Annotated in this window: 19 protein-coding genes; 18 read left to right on the top strand and 1 reads right to left on the bottom strand. The window is 51.9% G+C overall.

Annotated features, from left to right (window positions below; translation table 11 throughout):
• Positions 1–154 precede the first annotated feature (154 nt).
• The 17 genes from KNP68_RS01255 (at position 155) to KNP68_RS01175 (ending at position 18281) form a co-directional block, all read left to right on the top strand.
• Positions 155–2212: a peptidoglycan D,D-transpeptidase FtsI family protein gene (locus tag KNP68_RS01255; RefSeq protein ID WP_198662263.1), complete on the top strand. Its 2058-nt coding sequence runs from the start codon at positions 155–157 to the stop codon at positions 2210–2212.
• 153 nt (positions 2213–2365) lie between these two features.
• Entirely contained in the window at positions 2366–3304 is a 939-nt protein-coding gene (locus tag KNP68_RS01250; protein WP_131471273.1) for a PstS family phosphate ABC transporter substrate-binding protein, read from the top strand.
• An 83-nt stretch (positions 3305–3387) separates the two neighbouring features.
• A complete protein-coding gene (gene pstC / locus KNP68_RS01245; RefSeq protein WP_021065724.1) occupies positions 3388–4332 on the top strand; it encodes a phosphate ABC transporter permease subunit PstC in 945 nt (314 codons plus the stop codon).
• 1 nt (position 4333) lies between these two features.
• The gene (gene pstA / locus KNP68_RS01240; protein WP_058763923.1) at positions 4334–5245 is read left to right on the top strand and encodes a phosphate ABC transporter permease PstA; all 912 of its coding nucleotides are present in this window, start codon (positions 4334–4336) and stop codon (positions 5243–5245) included.
• A 103-nt stretch (positions 5246–5348) separates the two neighbouring features.
• Entirely contained in the window at positions 5349–6110 is a 762-nt protein-coding gene (gene pstB / locus KNP68_RS01235; protein WP_242678926.1) for a phosphate ABC transporter ATP-binding protein PstB, read from the top strand.
• A 15-nt stretch (positions 6111–6125) separates the two neighbouring features.
• Positions 6126–6788: a phosphate signaling complex protein PhoU gene (gene phoU, locus KNP68_RS01230; RefSeq protein ID WP_131471271.1), complete on the top strand. Its 663-nt coding sequence runs from the start codon at positions 6126–6128 to the stop codon at positions 6786–6788.
• Between the two features lie 120 nt (positions 6789–6908).
• The gene (locus tag KNP68_RS01225; RefSeq protein ID WP_021065728.1) at positions 6909–7679 is read left to right on the top strand and encodes a DUF4912 domain-containing protein; all 771 of its coding nucleotides are present in this window, start codon (positions 6909–6911) and stop codon (positions 7677–7679) included.
• A 14-nt stretch (positions 7680–7693) separates the two neighbouring features.
• Positions 7694–9895, top strand: a complete 2202-nt coding sequence (locus tag KNP68_RS01220; protein ID WP_131471270.1) for a 1,4-alpha-glucan branching protein domain-containing protein — start codon at positions 7694–7696, stop codon at positions 9893–9895.
• Between the two features lie 84 nt (positions 9896–9979).
• Positions 9980–10144 carry a 50S ribosomal protein L33 gene (gene rpmG, locus KNP68_RS01215; protein ID WP_255313299.1) on the top strand — a complete coding sequence of 55 codons (165 nt, stop codon included), beginning with the start codon at positions 9980–9982 and terminating at the stop codon, positions 10142–10144.
• A 55-nt stretch (positions 10145–10199) separates the two neighbouring features.
• Entirely contained in the window at positions 10200–10754 is a 555-nt protein-coding gene (locus KNP68_RS01210; RefSeq protein WP_131471269.1) for a 5-formyltetrahydrofolate cyclo-ligase, read from the top strand.
• Positions 10733–11503: a DUF92 domain-containing protein gene (locus KNP68_RS01205; RefSeq protein WP_058763916.1), complete on the top strand. Its 771-nt coding sequence runs from the start codon at positions 10733–10735 to the stop codon at positions 11501–11503. Before KNP68_RS01210 ends, KNP68_RS01205 begins: the two co-directional genes overlap by 22 nt.
• A gap of 169 nt (positions 11504–11672) precedes the next feature.
• Positions 11673–12629 carry an L-lactate dehydrogenase gene (locus KNP68_RS01200; RefSeq protein WP_131471268.1) on the top strand — a complete coding sequence of 319 codons (957 nt, stop codon included), beginning with the start codon at positions 11673–11675 and terminating at the stop codon, positions 12627–12629.
• A 155-nt stretch (positions 12630–12784) separates the two neighbouring features.
• Positions 12785–13837, top strand: coding sequence for a rhomboid family intramembrane serine protease (locus KNP68_RS01195; RefSeq protein WP_131471267.1), 1053 nt, complete (start codon positions 12785–12787; stop codon positions 13835–13837).
• A gap of 15 nt (positions 13838–13852) precedes the next feature.
• Entirely contained in the window at positions 13853–14875 is a 1023-nt protein-coding gene (locus KNP68_RS01190; RefSeq protein WP_131471266.1) for a M42 family metallopeptidase, read from the top strand.
• A complete protein-coding gene (locus KNP68_RS01185; RefSeq protein WP_021065735.1) occupies positions 14872–15066 on the top strand; it encodes a YqgQ family protein in 195 nt (64 codons plus the stop codon). The genes KNP68_RS01190 and KNP68_RS01185 overlap by 4 nt, the downstream gene beginning before the upstream one ends.
• 93 nt (positions 15067–15159) lie before the next feature.
• Complete coding sequence (locus KNP68_RS01180) at positions 15160–16122, top strand: ROK family glucokinase (protein WP_131471265.1); 963 nt, start codon at positions 15160–15162, stop codon at positions 16120–16122.
• A 242-nt stretch (positions 16123–16364) separates the two neighbouring features.
• Positions 16365–18281, top strand: coding sequence for an LTA synthase family protein (locus KNP68_RS01175; protein WP_131471264.1), 1917 nt, complete (start codon positions 16365–16367; stop codon positions 18279–18281).
• Positions 18282–18360: 79 nt separating this feature from the next.
• Here the strand turns inward: KNP68_RS01175 and KNP68_RS01170 are convergent, their stop codons facing one another.
• The gene (locus KNP68_RS01170; protein ID WP_021067729.1) at positions 18361–18540 is read right to left on the bottom strand and encodes a DUF2759 domain-containing protein; all 180 of its coding nucleotides are present in this window, start codon (positions 18538–18540) and stop codon (positions 18361–18363) included.
• A gap of 157 nt (positions 18541–18697) precedes the next feature.
• Between KNP68_RS01170 and KNP68_RS01165 the strand changes: the two genes are divergently transcribed.
• Positions 18698–19318, top strand: a complete 621-nt coding sequence (locus KNP68_RS01165; RefSeq protein ID WP_131471263.1) for an MBL fold metallo-hydrolase — start codon at positions 18698–18700, stop codon at positions 19316–19318.
• Positions 19319–19342: the final 24 nt, after the last annotated feature.

The following is a 19342-nucleotide window of genomic DNA, read 5'->3' as shown; positions in this document are numbered from 1 at the left end:
GGGATTCGATTGAATCTCGGGATTTTTTCTACATTACATTATTTTGTAAACAAATTATGATATAGTGAAAATCGAGTCGAAAAATAGAAATAACACTGACATATACGTTACCTATACTTATAGAAGGAATTGAATCAGAAAGGAGATAACTGAATTGGCCAGAAACCGTGTGAAAGTGCCGAAGAAACGGCGCAACCACCTTCCGTTGCGATTGAACTTATTGTTCTTTATCGTCTTCATCTTATTCGCGACACTCATTTTCCGTTTAGGCGTCGTCCAAATCGTCAACGGTGAGTTGATTGCCCGTGAAGTTCAGAAGACCGAATCAAGCAAAATCAAGTACGAGGTACCGCGCGGTAAAATCTATGACCGCAACGGCCAAGTGCTCGCCGACACCATCTCGAACTACTCGGTCATGTATCGCCGGTCGCAAGTGACGAAGACGGAAGAGCGGCTCGAAGTCGCCATCAAGCTCGCGGAAATCGTCGACGTGCCGGAGAAGGACCGTAAAGTGACGGAGCGGGACCGCAAGGATTATTGGATTGCCATCGATCCGGAGCGCTCGCAAGAACGGGTCCAAAACCTGTTGGCTGATTTATCGGAAGAAGAACGGGCCGCCTTGTCGAACCAAGACGTCGACCAGTTGTTGCTCGATTCCATCACGGACGCGGAAATCACGTTTGACGATGCGACCGAAGAAATCATCGCTATCAAACATAACATGGAGTCAGGCTATGCGCTCGACCCACAAGTCATTAAAATCGGGGCGTCTCCAAAAGAAATGGCACTGATTGAAGAAAACTTGGAACTGCTCCCTGGCGTCAGTGTCGAACCGTATTATCAGCGGGATTATCCGTTCGGTGAGACGTTCCAAAGCTTCCTCGGAAGTTATCGTCAAATCCCAGCCGAGCAGCGCGCTTCGTATCAAGCGAAGGGGTATGGCTTGAATGATCGGGTCGGAACGTCTTATCTCGAACAACAGTATGAGGACGTGCTACGCGGGACCCCGGCCTATGACGTCTTCACGACGTATAAAGGGGAACCGGTCGGAGAACCGACTCGCGTTAGCGGGAACCCAGGGAAAGATATCATCTTGTCGACGGACATCGAATTCCAAAAAGAAATCGATGAGATTTTGAAGAAAGCGATTCGAGCCGGCCGCTCGGGCAGCCCGCACTTTGACCGTGCCTTCGCCGTCGTCATGAACCCGCAAACGGGTGAATTGCTCGCCCTCTCGGGACAAGAGCTCGACTATGAAACGAACGAATTCAAAGACGTCTCGACCGGGACGGTCCTGCGGGCGAGTCAAATCGGCTCGACAATCAAGGGAGCGACGGTCGCGTTCGGACTTGAAGAAGAAGTCATCCAACCGGGTGAATATATTTATGACACGCCGATTCGTATCGGTTCGTCACTCAAGTCGTCGTACCGGAACATGGGGAACATCAACGACCTTGATGCCCTCGCGTTATCATCGAACATTTATATGTTCCAAATTGCCCTGCGGCTCGCCGATTACTACTCGACCGGCCAAATCGTCGGAGAGAACGTGACCGAGGCATTCAATACGATGGAACATTACTATAAGCAGTTCGGACTCGGAATTGAGACAGGGATCGACCTCCCATATGAATCAATCGGATTCCGTAGCGTACCGGACCGTGTTACGCTCCTCATGGATATGTCGATCGGTCAGTTCATCTCATACACGCCGATTCAATTGGCGCAGTATACGTCGACGCTTGCGAACGGCGGATACCGGATTCAACCGCATCTCTTGAAAGAAATCATCGAACCTGGCTCGCTCGACGAAGCGAACAAGCAAGTCGTCAGCACGTTCCAACCGAACGCGCTCAATAAAGTCGATATTCGTGATGAATTTCTTCAACGGGCGCGCCAAGGATTCCGGCAAGGGGTCGAGAGTGGAACGTCTCGTATCCTGCAACAGACGGGAATCACGGCGGCCGGTAAGACCGGTACCGCTCAAGCGATCGCGGAAGGGCCAGATGGTCAAGCGAAGCGAAACGCGAACGGTGAACCGATTAAGACACTCAACTCGAACCACGTCGGCTGGGCGCCATATGATGACCCGGAAATCGCTTGGGCCATCATCATGCCAGGCCTCGAGGCGGAAGGGATCAACACCCGTGTCGCGCACGACATCATGAAGGCGTATTTCGACTTAGAAGACGTCCAAGCACAGATTCAATAAAGAAGTCACTTCGGTGGCTTCTTTTTTTCGTCTTTACAATTCTTTTACGTTCCGTTTATTTCTCGTTAATAGTAGTTTATTAGGATGTTAATTGTAGGACAGAACAACGAAGCCACAACACAAATCAAAGCAAACTCAAGGAGGACGTCAGAAATGTCTTGGATGAAAAAATCAGCTTTAGTCGCTTCAATCACTTCGGTGGCCATCATCGGTGCCGCGTGTGGGAATAATGAAGAAGGTGGCGGCGCAGCCGACGGTGAAGGACTTTCAGGTAAAGTCGTCATGGACGGTTCGTCAACACTCTTCCCGATTATGGAAGCCGTAGCCGAAGAATATTCAGCTGAACAGCCAGACGTTGAAGTCACGGTCGGTGTCTCAGGTACGGGTGGCGGATTTAAACGTTTCGTAACAGGCGAGACAGACTTCTCGAACGCGTCACGTGAAATCAAAGAAGAAGAAGCGGCTGAAGCCGAGAAGAACGGTGTCGAGTATACACAACTCGCTGTCGCTCTCGACGGTCTCTCGCTCGTCGTCAACCCAGAGAACGATTGGGCTCAAGACATCACAATCGACGAACTCAACAAGATGTGGACTGACCCTAACGTGAAGACATGGAAAGACGTCCGCTCAGACTGGCCAGACGAAGAAATCTCATTCTTCTCACCAGGTAAAGACTCAGGAACGTTCGACTTCTTCAATGAAGCCGTCCTTGAAGACACGGACATTCGTGAAGACGCGCAATTGTCAGAAGATGATAACGTCCTCGTGACAGGGGTCGCCGGTACGAAAGGTGCGATCGGATTCTTCGGTTATGCGTACTACATTGAAAACCAAGATACGCTTCGTGCGATGAACGTCGAAGGCGTCGAACCGACGACAGAGACGATCAACGATCTTTCATACCCGCTCTCACGTGAGATTTACACATACGTGAACAACGCGTCATTGAAAGACAAGCCACAAGTCGCTGACTACACACGCTTCTTGAATGAAAATGCAGCAGCCCTTTCAGAAGAAGTTGGATATGTCGGAATGGAACAAGCACGATATGATGAGAACGCTGAAGTGATCGACGAGATCGCTGGCGAGTAATAGCGCAGAAGGCAGAAGGTGAGAGTCGCTCTCGCCTTCTCGCCGTGCTTTCTAGTATGAAGAGGTAGGGAGCGATACACGAGATGAATCAACCAAACAAAGGGCTGTCAATTCGAGAGATGATTGAAGCCAATAAGAAAAAGAAATATAGTACGACGAACGTGTTTGATAAAGTCATGCCGTTCTTATTATTCTTGAGCGCATTCGTTTCGGTCGTCACGACGGTCGGCATCGCGTTCACACTCGGTTTTGAACTGTTCAAGTTTTTCGAGCGCGTACCGGTCGCCGAGTTTTTAGGCTCGACCGAATGGTATCCGCTTAGTGCCGATCAACGTTTCGGCGTCTGGGCCCTTGTCATGGGGACACTCCAGATTACGGTCATTGCCATGATTGTCGCTGTACCACTCGGTTTGGCGTCGGCGATTTATTTGAGCGAGTATGCGTCTGAGCGTGCCCGCACGATTTTGAAGCCGATTCTTGAAGTGCTTGCTGGCGTTCCGACGATTGTCTTCGGATTCTTTGCCTTGTCGTTCGTCACACCGATTTTGCAAGCGTTGATTCCAGGGCTTCAAATCTATAACGCACTCAGCCCGGGAATCGTCGTCGGAATCATGATCATTCCGATGATCGCTTCGATTTCGGAAGACTCGATGAGCGCCGTCCCGAAAAAGATTCGTGATGGAGCCCTCGGCCTTGGCGCGACGCGTCTTGAAGTCGCGATTAAAGTCGTCATGCCAGCCGCGCTCTCAGGGATTATCGCCTCAATCGTCCTCGGGATGAGCCGTGCCATCGGTGAGACGATGATCGTAACAATCGCAGGTGGGTCACAACCGAACTTTGAGTTCAACCCGCTCAACGCGATTCAAACGATGACAGCTTATATCGTCCAAATCGCCAAAGGTGATGCAGGATACGGGACAATCGAATACTACAGTATCTATGCGGTCGGCGCATTGTTGTTCATCTTTACGCTCGTGATGAACTTATTCGCGAACTGGGTGACGCGCCGCTTCAGAGAGGAGTACTAATATGGCATTGCCGAACAGTGAGTTCAAGAATACGAAGAACTTGATGGACCGTGCTTCCGTTTCACAACGGATTAAGCGCCGTCTCCAATTAAATGAAATCTTTAAGTACGTCTTTTTAGCAGGGCTCGTCTTTGCCCTGCTCGTCCTATCGACATTGATTTATGATGTCGTCTCTAAAGGTGGCGGCTGGGTGAATTTGGACTTCCTCCGCAACTTCCCATCCCGTCGACCTGAACAGGCCGGGCTCTATCCAGCCTTGATTGGATCACTTTGGTTGATGATGTTGATCGTCCCGATGGTGTTTATCGTCGGTGTTGGTGCTGCGATTTATCTTGAAGAGTATGCACCAAAAAACCGTGTCACATCATTTATCGAAGTAAATATTTCAAACTTGGCCGGTGTCCCGTCAATCGTTTTCGGATTGCTCGGATTGACGATTTTTGTTCGCATTATGGAACTTGGGAACTCAATCATGGCCGGAGCTCTCACGCTCGGACTGATGAGTTTACCGATTGTTATCGTCGCGTCACAAGAAGCGCTCCGTTCCGTCAAGATGGAATTGCGCCATGCGTCGCTCGCACTCGGAGCCTCGAAGTGGCAGACGACGTTCAACGTCGTCTTGCCGTCGGCGATTCCAGGGATTATCACGGGAATCATCTTGGCCGTATCGCGAGCAATCGGGGAAACGGCCCCATTGATCATGGTCGGAGCAGCGACGTTCATTTCGACGACGCCGAGCAATGTGTTCTCTGATTTCACAGCGCTCCCGATTCAAATCTACAACTGGACGAGCCGTCCGCAAGCCGAATTCCAAAACTTGGCCGCTGCCGGAATCATTGTATTGATGACGATGTTGATCATCATGAACTCGGCTGCCATCTATATCCGTAACAAGTACACGAACCGACATTAAGTCATAGCAGTAAACGAGGAGGACTCTCGAGATGATGAAACAAAAAGAACTCAAAGGAGATCATGAAGTGAATACAACGACGACTCAACCGAACGAAACGGTGATGCAAAAAGAAAGTGCCTATGTCGTGAACAACTTGAATTTATGGTATGGCGACGATCAAGCGTTGATCGACGTCAACCTCGACATCAAGAAAAACGAAGTGACGGCCATCATCGGTCCGTCGGGTTGCGGGAAGTCGACGTTCATCAAGACGTTGAATCGGATGGTCGAGCTCGTGCCGTCTGTCCGTACGAACGGTGAAATCTTGTATCATGGTCGCAACATCTTTGACCGCGATTATAAAGTTGAAGATCTTCGCACGTCGGTCGGTATGGTGTTCCAACAGCCGAACCCGTTCCCGAAATCGGTGTATGACAACGTGGCGTACGGGCCACGTACACACGGCATCAAAAACAAAAAAGTACTCGATGAAATCGTCGAGCGCTCGCTTCGTGGCGCCGCGATTTGGGATGAAGTGAAAGATCGCTTGAACGAGAACGCCTATGGCCTCTCGGGTGGACAGCAACAACGTCTCTGCATTGCCCGCACACTCGCCATCGAACCGAACGTCATCCTCATGGATGAGCCGACGTCAGCGCTCGACCCGATCTCGACATTAAAAGTCGAAGAGCTCGTCCAAGAGTTGAAAGAGCAGTACTCGATTATCATCGTCACGCACAACATGCAGCAAGCAGCTCGTGTATCGGATAAGACGGCGTTCTTCTTGAACGGAGAAGTCGTCGAGTTCGATGCGACCGATAAAATCTTCTCGAATCCAACGGACAAACGGACTGAAGATTACATTTCTGGCCGGTTCGGTTAAGAAGGGGAGACAATCATGGCACAAAATCGCACATTTTTTGATACGAAGTTAAACGAATTAGAAGACAAGGTCGTTCGCTTGGCGAATTTGACGATGCGTCAAACGGCTACGGCCATCGAAGTGCTTGAAAAGCATGACCTCGTACTCGCTCAGACGGTCATCGACAACGACAACGAACTCGATGACCTCGAGCTCGAAATCAATGACGAGGCGATTCTGTTGATCGCGAAACAACAACCGGTCGCGACCGACCTTCGTCGCTTGATCGTGACGATGAAGTCGGCGACAGACCTTGAACGCATCGCGGACTATGCGACGAACATCGCCAAAGCCGTTGCGCGCATCGAGCACGTCCCGTACGTGTTAGACATCAAGCCGCTCAAACAGATGGCCGAGCAGTTGATTGACATGCTCGAGCTGGCGACTCGCGCTTATCATAAAGGCGAGGTCAGCCGGGTGCGTGACTTGAACGAGATGGACAAAGTCATCGATGACTTGAACTTGCAGGTCATCAAACAATACATGGGATCTGTGCCGACGATGGCTGTCGGGACGAACGATGTCTATGAGTTTTCGAACATCGCCCGCTATTTAGAACGCATGGGCGATCACGTGACGAATTTCGGGGAACATCTCATTTTCCTCGAAAAAGGGAAACATTATGATTTAAACCAGTAAGAAGAGTGGTAAAGAACAACAGACCAGTTGTTCTTTACTTTTTTTTTGTGCAGGAATTCACGGGTTGGAGGCGAATAGTAGAACACATGGATTTTTTTTTAGGAAGGGAGCCACAAATAGATGGAAGAGAAAATCGTTTCCTTGAAACAACAAGGACTAACGTTAAAACAGATTGCAGAACAATTAGACATGCCGATCGGGAAAGTCCAGTACGCTTGGCGCAAATGGCGTTCCCAACACGGTGAACCAGCCAAGCCGGTAGCCGCCGCTCCAAAACGAAAGACCGAAGGGAAGAAAGCAATGACACCGAAATCGAAGCAAGTACCCGCCTCATCTGGGACTCAGGTCGCTTCGACGCTGCAACATGAGCTGCCAGTCCAATCACCGCTTCTAGATAAAGGCCCAGATGGGTTCTGGAAGCTCCCTGACCGTTATGATCAAGATTTGATGCATGCGGTCGTTCAATCGCCGAACGCCGTCTACGTCTTTTGGGAGGTTTCTGACAGCGTCAAGGAGACGTTGTCGATGCAGTTCATGCGTCCGTGGGAAGATTTGCCGAAGGCGTTCCGTATCCTCGACATCACGTTGCTTGATTACGCGAGCGGGCATGCGAACCGTTCATATACGTTCGAATTACCGGAGATGACGAACAGTTGGTTCGTTCGGCCACTCGATCCGAACACGACGTATGTGTTCGAGTTTGGGATTCGGACGATGGAAGGGGAGTTTCTTCCGTTGCTCGCATCTTCACCGATTGATACGCCACGTGCGGAGCCAGCCGGCCATGGTCGTTTCGCTGAACCGGTACGACGTTGGCAATACGGGGAAGTCGAGTCTCCTGAACTGCTCGACACGCTACCTAAATATTCTGCATACCGATTCGTGCGCTGAGGAGGATTTATTTGATGAAACCAGGTTATTTTTCACTCGTCCTTCATGCCCACCTTCCGTACGTGCGACATGAAGAGAAACACCGCTTAGAAGAGAGATGGGTGTATGAAGCCATCTCCGAGACATATATCCCGATTCTTTGGCAAATCGACCGTCTGCAAAAGCCGCTTCATTGGACGGTCAGCATTTCACCGCCCGTCGTCGAGATGCTCGCCGACCCGCTCGTCCAGGACCGTTACGTGGAACATTTGGATGAGATGCTCGAATTGATTGAGATTGAGCTCGCCGAAGGACGGAGCGAACCGGAAGTTGAGACGCTCCATTTTTATCGCGGGCGCTACACCGATTTGAAAACAACGTTCCTGCATTGGGAAAAGAACTTGAACCATGCGTTCCGTACATATCGTGAGCAAGGGTTCATCGATATGGTCACATGTACGGCGACGCACGGCTTCAACCCGCACTTGTTCACGGAGCAGGCCGCCCGCACGGAAATCCGTACCGGTTTGAACTGTTTCGAGCGTCATTACGGGTTCCGCCCGACCGGCATTTGGTTGCCGGAGTGTGCCTATACGCCGGGTGTCGACCGCATCTTGTACGAGGAAGGCGTTCGTTATACGTTCGTCGATGAGCACGCTTTACTCGATGCCGACCCTACTCCGGACAAGGGGATTGGCGCACCGGTCTACTCGCCGCATGGCGTCGCCTTGTTCCCGCGTGACCAAATCATCTCCGGGAAGATTTGGAGCTCGATGATCGGGTATCCGGGCCATCCTGACTATCGCGAGTTTTATCGTGACCTCGCCTATGACCGCGACTGGGCGTATATTGAAAAGTTCATGCACCCAGAAGGGATTCGATTCGATACCGGTCTGAAGATGCACCGCATCACGGGCGACTCGGATGAGAAAGACTATTATGTCCGCGCCTGGGCCGAACATCAAATCGACAACCACGCCCTCGATTTTGCGCAGACGCTCGAAGGGCATCTTGAGGCCCATGGTGGACAAATGTTCCCGCCGTTCCTCGTGACGGCACCGTTCGATGCCGAGTTGTTCGGACATTGGTGGTTTGAAGGACCTGAATTCCTCGGCAAGGTCGCCGAGCGGCTCGAAGAGTTCGGAATCGAGACGATTACGCCGGCCCTGTTCCTCGAGCGCCACTTCCAAGACCTCGAGACAGTACACGTCTCGATGAACACGTGGGGGCGTAAAGGTTATGGTGATGTGTGGATCAACGAGCGCAACGAATGGATGCTCCGCCACTTGCACATGATGGAGACACAACTCGTCAAAGACGTGGCCGATTATCGTCACGCCTCACCGCTCGTCGATCGGGCGCTCATTCAACTCGTGCGACATTACGTCCTCGCCGTATCGAGTGACTGGGCCTTCATCCTCGACGGACAGACGACGGCCCAATATGCAGCCGAACGCTTCCGCGAGCACACACGTCTGTTCGCTGAGCTCGAGACCGCCCTATATCAAGACAAGTTATCGGATGAACTGCTCGCCGACCATTATCGCGCGTATCCGTTCCTTGATGATGTGGACATTGACATCGACACGTTCCTGTCTCCGCACGACTATTACGTGACTGAGGAACGTGGCAGTGAAGGCGAGGCGATTCTCGTCTTGACGCCAGAATATACAGGCAACGTCGTCGGTGATCTCGGACGCCGTGTCATCGACGAGGTCGAAGCCCGGGCGGCGGAAGGCGAGACGGTGTACGTCTTGACCCCGTTCAAGGAAGGGTTACCGGAGTATGAACGTCACAACCACGTCCACGTGTGCCGCGTTCGTCTGACGAGCCCGTTCTTGGAGCACGTGATGAACCAAGTCGCGGCCCAAAACGTGGCGTACGTCAAACTTGCGCATGAGCTCGTGGCCAAAGTTCCGTTCAAAGCGATCCATCAATTTGATTGGATGACGATTCCTGCGGCACGTTCGCTTGCGAAAGCACTACAAGTTCCGTTATACTCAACTATGTTGTCCTTTGAAACGACCCGCAATCCGCACGGACACGGCGGTCTGTTCGACGCGATTCACCGAATCGAGAACAGCGTCCTCGCTGAAGCCGACACGGTGTACATCTGCGAACAACTATCGACTGAGGAAGTCGGAATGCGCTATGCGATTGGTGATAACGTAAAAACCTGCCTGCCGCTCGATGCTTCGCCATACGGGCAAAAACGTTTGAAAAAGAACACGAAATAACCTTGCTTTTTCAAATAAAAATTGGTAGGATAATTGAGTATGCTTAGACTGTAAAGCAAAAGCACTTGATACAACATTAGTAAGATGGGAGTGAAAGAAATGCGCGTTAAAATCACACTAGCTTGCACAGAAACAGGCGATCGCACGTACATCACGAAGAAAAACAAACGTAACAACCCAGAGCGCCTCGAATTGCGCAAATACAACCCACGTCTCCGTCGTCACACGCTTTACCGCGAAGTGAAATAATGAGACTGGCCGTCACTCATGTGGCGGCCTTTTTTTTGAACAAGGGGGAATTGAAATGATTGAAAAGAAACAACTTCGGCAAGCCGTACATCGTCAAATCCGTGAACTCGACGACCGGTCGGACCGGGACCGCGTCATCATACATACATTGACCGAACTGAAGGCGTGGCAAGAGGCGGACACGGTGGCTGTTACGCTCGCCCTCGATTTAGAGATTGATACGTTGCCGCTCATCCGCTTAGCATGGAAGGCAGGAAAATCGGTGTTTGTGCCGAAAGTTACGAAACAGGGACTCACGTTCCATGAGATTCATTCGCTAGAAGACCTCGAGCCGGGCGTCATGAATATATTGGAACCGACGACTGAAGCGACGATGCGCTCGATTGACGTCTGTATCGTCCCCGGCCGCGTGTTTGACCGGTCCGGCTATCGAATCGGATGGGGAGGCGGCTACTATGATCGCTACCTCGCCACGTACAAAGGGACGACCATCGCGTTGGCCTATGACGTTCAACTGCTCGATGAGATCCCGATTGAGCCACACGACATTCCTGTCGAATTCATCGTGACGGAAAGGGAAACGATTTTATGTTCGCCATCTTCGTTGTAACTTGTCTGGTGGCCTTTGCCGGCTATCGATTGCGCTCGTTGACCCGCTCCGGTGCCGTCTTGACGGTCGTGACGGGGACGGTCATCGGCTACGGTTTCGGTTGGTTCGGGCTCTATTTACTCGGTGTCTTCTTCTCGACATCGTCGCTCGCCTCGAAATATCGTGCCCGGGACAAGGCGCCTGTCGATGAGATTGTTGAGAAATCGGGTCCCCGTGATTTCGTACAAGTGCTCGCCAATGGGGGCGTCGGCATGGTGACGGCGCTTGGAATGATTCTTGCGCCAAACGACGCCTGGTTATTCGCCTATGTCGCCTCGATTGCCGCGGCGACGAGTGATACGTGGGGATCTGAGTTCGGCGTCCTCGCCAAGCAGAAACCGCGCTCGATTCGGACGTTCCGTGAAGTCGAACCGGGAACGAGTGGTGGGGTGTCCGTGTTCGGTACGGTCATGTCGATTGTCGGGGCCACGGTCATCATCCTCGCCTCGCTTCCATTTATCGAGATCGATGTGACGTTCGCGCTCGTCTTGATTGCTCTCGGATTGAGCGGCAGCGTCGTCGACACATTGTTAGGGGCCACGGTGCAACGGAAATATCGATGCCGTGTGTGCGGCAAATTGACCGAGAAGAAAATGCATCATCGTGAGCCGACGGCTTATGTGTCGGGCTGGCGTTTTCTCGGCAATGACGCCGTCAACTTTTTGTCGATCGCCGCGGCCGCGACGATTAGTTTCCTCTTGTTACGATGAGGGTAGTACAGAAAATGTAGATGTTTCAAACGAATGTGAATTTTGTCACAATATCGCCAAAGTGAAAACGGTTTCCTTAGTAGTGAGTGTTTGTGAATGATGTTACAATCTTTATGTAACAGACATAACAAAAACATGAAACAGATTGTTCGAAGGGTGGAGAATCAATATGGAAACATTAAATCATGCAAAAGTAACACGCGTCGCGCTCGTTGGGGCCGGAGCGGTCGGTGCCAGCTTTGCGTACCAATTGACGACAGCAAGTCTTTGTGAGGAACTCGTCATTATCGACATCAACAAATCGAAGGCGGAAGGCGAAGCGATGGACTTGAACCACGGCGTCTCGTTCGCTTCTTCACCGATGCGCGTCTGGGCAGGGGACTATACGGACTGTGGTGCAGCAGATATCGTCGTCATCACTGCCGGTGCTCCGCAAAAACCGGGTGAAACTCGCCTCGACCTCGTCGAGAAGAACGCCAAAATCATGAAATCGATGATTGGGGACATCATGGCATCTGGATTCGACGGCATCATCATCATCGCCTCGAACCCGGTCGACATCATGACACATTTGGCTTGGAAATACTCAGGTTTACCGAAACACCGCGTGTTCGGATCAGGAACGGTACTCGATACGTCACGTCTCCGTTACATGCTCGGTGACTATTTCAACGTCGATCCACGCAACTGCCACGCCTACATCATGGGTGAGCACGGAGACACGGAATTCGCGGCCTGGAGCAACGCCCGCATCTACGGGAAGTCGGTCGAGCAGTTGCTTGAAGAGAACGACGAGTATACATGGGAAGACCTCGAAGACATCTACGTCAACGTTCGGGACGCGGCGTACCACATCATCGAGCGCAAAGGCGCGACGTACTACGCCATCGGTCTCGGTTTGCTCCGTCTCGTCAAGGCTGTGCTCCGTAACGAGAACACGTTGTTGACGGTCGGCGCACATTTAGATGGTGAATACGGCTTGAACGATATCCATATCGGTGTACCGGCCATCATCAACCGCCAAGGAATCCGTCAAGTCGTGGAAATCGAGTTGTCAGACGAAGAAAAACAAAAGATGCATCATTCGGCAGAAGTGTTATTGAAAACGATGCAACCTGTCTTATAAGAACGATTACTCGTTCTGTCATGACCGTAGTTGGCTCCCGCCACTACGGTTTTTTTGTGGACCGACGGAAGAGCGGGGCAGATTGGGGCGATGCTCGATTTTGTCGTCCTGCCTAAATTCCTTTAGAATGAAAGTATAGAAGGAGGTGAGCCAACATGACAGAACCAGCTTGTTTTTGGGAAGATGTATATCGTGCCGTCGAAGCAGGAGGACGCATCGAGGGCGTCTTAGAGCCGTCGCGGGCACTTTTATTGTTCGACACGAAAGCGGGGGATGTCTATCACCTCTACATACGGACAGATAAGGCGTGGGCGAACCATGTCGCCTTGGACGTCGAGGCGGTCATGAACTCGTTTCGCTTGGCCCGAATCGGCCGCGAGAAGCTCCATGTCCACATTTATGGTGACCCGCTCGTCGATGAAGAGCGTCTGTCGTCGCTCACGTTCCCGATTGCGGCAAAAGTGAAGCTCGAGATGCGGCCGTGCGCCGAAACGGAAACGTCATATCGCCCGCGTGCCGTCGCCCTCGACCAACAACGGAAAAATGAACTGAAGCAACGGTTCGCCTTTGGGAAGCCTCAGTTCGTCTATGCGCTCATGTTCGTGACGTTCCTCGTCATGTGGTTCGCCGAATCAATCGGCTCGACGCTCGATCCGAACACGCTCATCCGCTTCGGTGCGAAAGTGAATCCTCTCATCGACGAAGGAGAATGGTGGCGTCTGATCACACCGATGTTCCTTCATATCGGTTGGTTCCATTTCGCCATCAACATGTTCGCGCTCTGGTCACTCGGCCCGCTCGTGGAACGGATGTACGGGTCGACGCGTTTCGCCACCATTTATCTGTTGGCAGGTGTCATCGCCACGGTCGCCTCGTATGCGTTCAGCGAAGCCATCTCGGCCGGCGCGTCCGGGGCATTGTTTGGGCTTGTCGGCGCACTGCTCTATTTCGGACTGCGCGACCGCTCCTTATTTATGAAGACACTCGGCCCTCCACTGTTTATTATGTTAGGATTAAACGTGGGACTCGCTTTCGTCCTTGGCGCTAGTTTGGACCATTCCGCACACGCGGGTGGACTCGTCGGGGGCTTTCTGATGGCGGGAGTGGTCGGCTTACCGGATGAACATGTGAAGAAACGTCGCCTGCTATTTGCGGGGCTCGTGTTCGTGGCGTCCGGCATATTATTTTGGCTCGGCTACAATCGATGACAAAGGAGTAAGGGTATGATTGAAACGTTGAAGCAATTGGTTGAAATTCCAAGTCCGTCCGGGATGACGGACGAGGCGATCGGATTCGTCGAACAAGAACTGACGGCACTCGGGATCCCCACGAAACGCTTGAACAAAGGGGCGCTTCTGGCGACATTTGAGGGCAAATCGAATCGAGCCCGCCTGTTGACGGCCCATGTCGATACGCTCGGCGCGATGGTGAAAGAAATCTTGCCGAGCGGCCGCTTGCGCTTGACGCAAGTCGGTGGATACGCCTGGACCGCAATCGAAGGGGAGAACTGTCTGGTTCATGCCGAGACGGGTGCGCCGATTGAAGGAACGATTCTCATTCATCAATCGAGCGTCCATGTCTATAAGGATACGAATAGCGCCGAACGGACGGCGTCAACGATTGAAGTGCGCTTGGACGCGGACGTCCATACAGCCGAAGACGTAAGGGCCCTCGGTATCGAGGTCGGGGACTTCGTCTCATTCGACCCGCGCTTCCGTCAGACCGACGCCGGTTATATCAAATCACGTCATCTCGATGACAAGGCGTCCGTTGCCATCTTGCTCGATTTGGCGAAAGATCTGGTCGAGGCGGAGTTGCCACACCCGGTCCATTACTTGATCTCGAACTATGAAGAGGTCGGGTTCGGGGGCAACGCCGGAATTCCCGAAGCGGTGACTGAATATATCGCTGTCGATATGGGTGCGCTCGGGGACGGGCAACACTCGGACGAGTATACAGTTTCGATTTGTGCGAAAGATTCGTCAGGCCCGTATGATCTCGGGTTGCGCCGTCAATTCACCGCGCTATGCCGTAAACATGACATCGCCCATAAAGTCGATATCTATCCGTACTATGGATCGGACGCCTCGGCTGCAATCGGAGCCGGCTACGATGTGCGCCACGCGCTCGTCGGACCAGGCATCGAGTCAAGCCATAGCTATGAGCGGACGCATCTCAAATCGCTCGAAGCGACCCGGGAACTGCTGTACCGTTTCGTGCTCACCGCGATGGAGGACGAACGATGAAAAATTTTTATGACGTCCAGCAATTTTTGAAATCGTTCGGCACGATCATTTATATCGGTGAGCGCGATGCCGAAATCGGGCTCATGATGATGGAACTCGATGAGTTGCATGCGGGCGGAATGATTGAACAACGGGAATATGATACGGCCAAGATTATTTTGACCCATGAACTGAAAAATTCAAGAGATTGACAGAAAAACCCCTAGTGCAAAGGTTTGCACTAGGGGTTTAATAGTGTAAACTATGGGATGAAAGCGATTTAATCGAGACGAGGAGTGGAACACATGAAGTGGTTATTAGGAATCGACATTGGTGGAACGACGGTGAAGATGGCCGTCCTCGATATGAACGGGATTATTTCTGACAAGTGGGAGATTACAACGGATATTCGTGAGAACGGGGTACATATTCCGACTGATATTGCCTCTTCATTCGAAGCCTATTTAGAAACGTCGGGCAAAGCGAAGCAAGATTTCGCAGGAGCGGGCATCGGGGCACCAGGCTTTATCAACTTTTCAGAAGGTGTGGTCGAATATTCACCAAACATCGGTTGGAAAAACTTTGCGCTCGTCAGCGAGTTCGAGAAAGCGGTCGGTTTGCCGGCCGTCTTAGAGAATGACGCCAACGCTGCCGCACTCGGTGAAATGTGGAAAGGGGCAGGCGAAGGCGCATCAGAACTGCTCGCCATCACGCTCGGCACAGGCGTCGGCGGCGGTGTCATCACGAACGGCAATATCGTCCACGGGGCTGCAGGTATGGCTGGGGAAATTGGCCACATCACGGTTGAACGTGACGAGTCGAAAGCCGTCATGTGTGGCTGCGGCCGTAAAGGTTGTATCGAGACGATTGCTTCGGCCACCGGGGTCGCCCGTCTGGCGCTCCAAAAACGTAAAGGTCGGACGACATCGTTGAACGAACTGAACGAAGTGACGGCACGCGACGTGTTCGAAGCGTATAAAGCGAATGATGTCGTCGCGACAGAAGTCGTGAACGAGATGACCGAATATCTTGGATTGACGATTTCGAATATCGCCAACACGTTGAACCCGAAAATGATTGTCATCGGCGGAGGCGTCTCGAAAGCACGCGAAGCACTCCTCGAGCCGCTCGACGAGCAGTTCAAACGGTTCGCCCTCGAGCGCGTCTATGCGTCGACGGCGTTCAAAATCGCGGAACTCGAGAACGATGCGGGTGTCATCGGTTGTGCGTGGCTCGCTCGTAAACACTTTATCCCGACTCGTGTATAACGTTTGTCCATGTACGCCTGCGATTTGACGCAGGCGTGTTTTTTATTTGGAACGGGTATGGGATAATGTAAAATTTGTAATGACGGAGTTGATTTTTTGTTAAAAAAGGGGTAAGATTTGGACTTGATACCGGACTGTTATCGTACGTGAAATGGATAACAAGCCAATTGGACTTATAAAAAAATAGGGGGACGCGAATCAGTTGATCTCGTCGCCCGTTGAACAGAGGAGGAGGCCGTCAGATGAAGTCATCTCAGAGCTTCTCGAAGCTTACTATGCGACTGAATGATACGGTCCGCGCTTCGTTTCATGAATATCGGTTATTTTGGATTTTCTCGCTATTACTTTGGACGAAGACGTACGTAGTTTACCAATTTTTCTTCAATATCCCGATTGAAAACACCGCTCAGGCATTCATTCTGCTGATCAACCCGATCAGCTCCACTCTATTCCTATTCGCGTTCAGTTTCTTCTTTAAAGGAAATAAGCAGAAATGGGTCTTGTACATGCTGTATGCCGCAGCATCGTTCATCTTGTTTGCGGATGCCGTTTATTACCGCGAGTTTACCGACTACTTGACGATGCCGGTCATCTTGCAACCGTCGAACATGGAGACGTTGTCGACATCGTTCACGTCACTGTTGGAATGGAAAGATTTGATTATCCTCGGGGACGTGCTCGTCTTGCCGTTCATCCTATGGCGCATCAACGCGACAGCGACGGCTGCCTCTCATCGGAGAGCGCTCGTGACATTCGCGACGGCCGTCGTCGTGTTCTTGTTCAACTTGTCGCTCGCTGAAACAGAGCGTCCGGAACTGTTGACTCGTTCGTTCGACCGGGAACTGTTGGTCAAGAATATCGGGACGTTCAACTTCCACGTCTACGATGCGATGCTTCAAACGAAAACGTCGGCCCAGAAGGCGATGGCTGACGGGTCAGAACTCGCCAAAATCGAGAAGTACACCCGTCAACACTATGCAGCACCGAACCCGGACTACTTCGGGAAGTATAAAGGCAAGAACGTGGTCGTCGTCTCGTTCGAGTCGGCCCAAAACTTCACGCACAACATGAAAGCGTCGAACGGCGAGTACATCACACCGAACTTGAACAAACTGATCGAAGAGTCCCACTACTGGCCGAACTATTACCATACGGTCGGCCAAGGGAAGACGTCGGATGCCGAGTTCGCACTCGACAACTCGCTATACGGACTTCCGCGTGGTGCCGTCTACTTCACGAACGCCGATAATGAGTATCAGGCACTCCCTGAATTGATTAAGGAAGACAATTACTACTCGGCCGTGTTCCATGCGAACAACAAATCGTTCTGGAACCGGGACTTGATGTATAAAAACATCGGCGTCGACCAGTTCTTCGATGAGAAGAGCTATGACCTCGGCAACCCCGAGGACATGACGGAGTGGGGACTGCTCGATGACAGCTTCTTCGAACAGTCGATTCCGATGCTCGAAGAGCTGCCGGAACCGTTCTATGCGAAGTTCATCACGCTCACGAACCACTTCCCGTACACGATGCCGAGCGAGGACTACGAACTCGTGCCGAAATTCGAGACGAGTTCGACGACTCTCAACAACTTCCCACAAGCGCTCGCGTATCAAGATTATGCGCTCGGCTTGTTCATCGACGAGTTGAAGGCGAACGGCATGTGGGACGACACGATTTTCGTCGTCTACGGTGACCATTACGGAATCTCGACGAACCATAACGACGCCATGGCCGACTTGCTCGGCAAAGACGAGTTGACGCCATACGACGTCGCCAAGCTCCAGTCCGTCCCGTTCGCGGTTCATCTACCGGGACAAGACAAGGGTAAAGTGCACGAGACGATCGGCAGTCATGTCGACATGAAGCCGACGATCTTGCACTTGCTCGGGATCGACACGTCGGACACGGTAGGTTTCGGAAGTGACTTGTTATCGGAAGACCGGACGAGCCGCGCCATCTTCCGGGATGGCACCGTCATCACCGACGAATACGTCTGGACGCAATCGACATGCTATGACGCTTCGAGCGGTGAAGTCGTTGAGGACGTCTCGCTCTGTGGACCGGATAGCGCAGAAGCAGAGAAGATTCTCCAAATGAACGATGATTTGATTTACTCAGATTTGCTCCGCTTCAAAGAGCAGACCGAACAATAACAAATAGCGCCGTCCCGCTTAGCCGGGACGGCGCTATTTGTTATACAAAAAAAGACGACCAGAGTCGTCTTCGTGCTCATTAGCTTGGGATTCCACCGTAAATCAATGTCGCGACGCCGAAAAATCCGAATACGAGTACAGTGACCGCGGCGAAAGCAAGTGGAAAGAATTGGCGCTTCTTAAACGAACGGGCCATTCCCCAGATTGCAACGAGTGCAACGATGAGCGAGATCCATCCAAATGGTTCATACAAATGCATGACGAGTTCCCCCTTTATTATACGTCATGAAATTCATAAAAATTTCACTGAAATATCATTATTATTTTATCCGATAATGTAGACGCTGTCGAGAAAAGAAAGCCTCCGCTACAATTTTGCCACAATATCGATTAGAATGATGGGGGAGGTGTTCTGGATGAACATAGTAAGAATCACATCGGGCCTGGCCCAAGAGAACGGATACGTGCTCGAAAAAGAAGGCACGGTCCTCATCGTCGACCCGGGCACGGATGACCCGAAATTCTTCGAGGCAGTGGAACGATTCGGTGGCTTGAACGCCATTCTGTTGACACATGCCCACTTTGACCATATCGGGGGAATCGATGCCTTGCGTGACCGTTACAACGTCCCGGTCTACGTCCATGAAGCGGAACGGACGTGGCTGATGGACGACGAGAAGAACGGGGCGGCGAAGTTTCATCTGCCAAGTGCGGCGATGCGACCGGCCGAACGGATCTATCAAGGCAAGACGCTCGAAATCGGTGCGTTCTCCATCGAGTTGCATCACACGCCGGGTCATTCGCCGGGCAGCGTCACGCTTCACTTCCCGACCGAACGCATCGCCTTCTGTGGGGATTTGATTTTCAAACAGTCGGTCGGACGGACCGATTTGTACGGTGGTGACCAAGCGACGTTGCTTGGATCGATCGATCGCATGCGTCAGTTATTACCGGGTGAAACGGTGCTCTATTCAGGTCACGGGCCGAAGACGACGCTCGAGGCCGAGATTCGGACGAATCCGTTTTTCGACAGATAACTAAAAAAAGATTGTCTCACGAGG

The sequence above is a fragment of the Exiguobacterium sp. s50 genome, assembly GCF_018618175.1.
Lineage (GTDB): Bacteria > Bacillota > Bacilli > Exiguobacteriales > Exiguobacteriaceae > Exiguobacterium > Exiguobacterium chiriqhucha.
The sequence above is the reverse complement of the archived record's forward strand: the minus strand, read 5'-3'. Positions and strand labels throughout refer to the sequence as shown.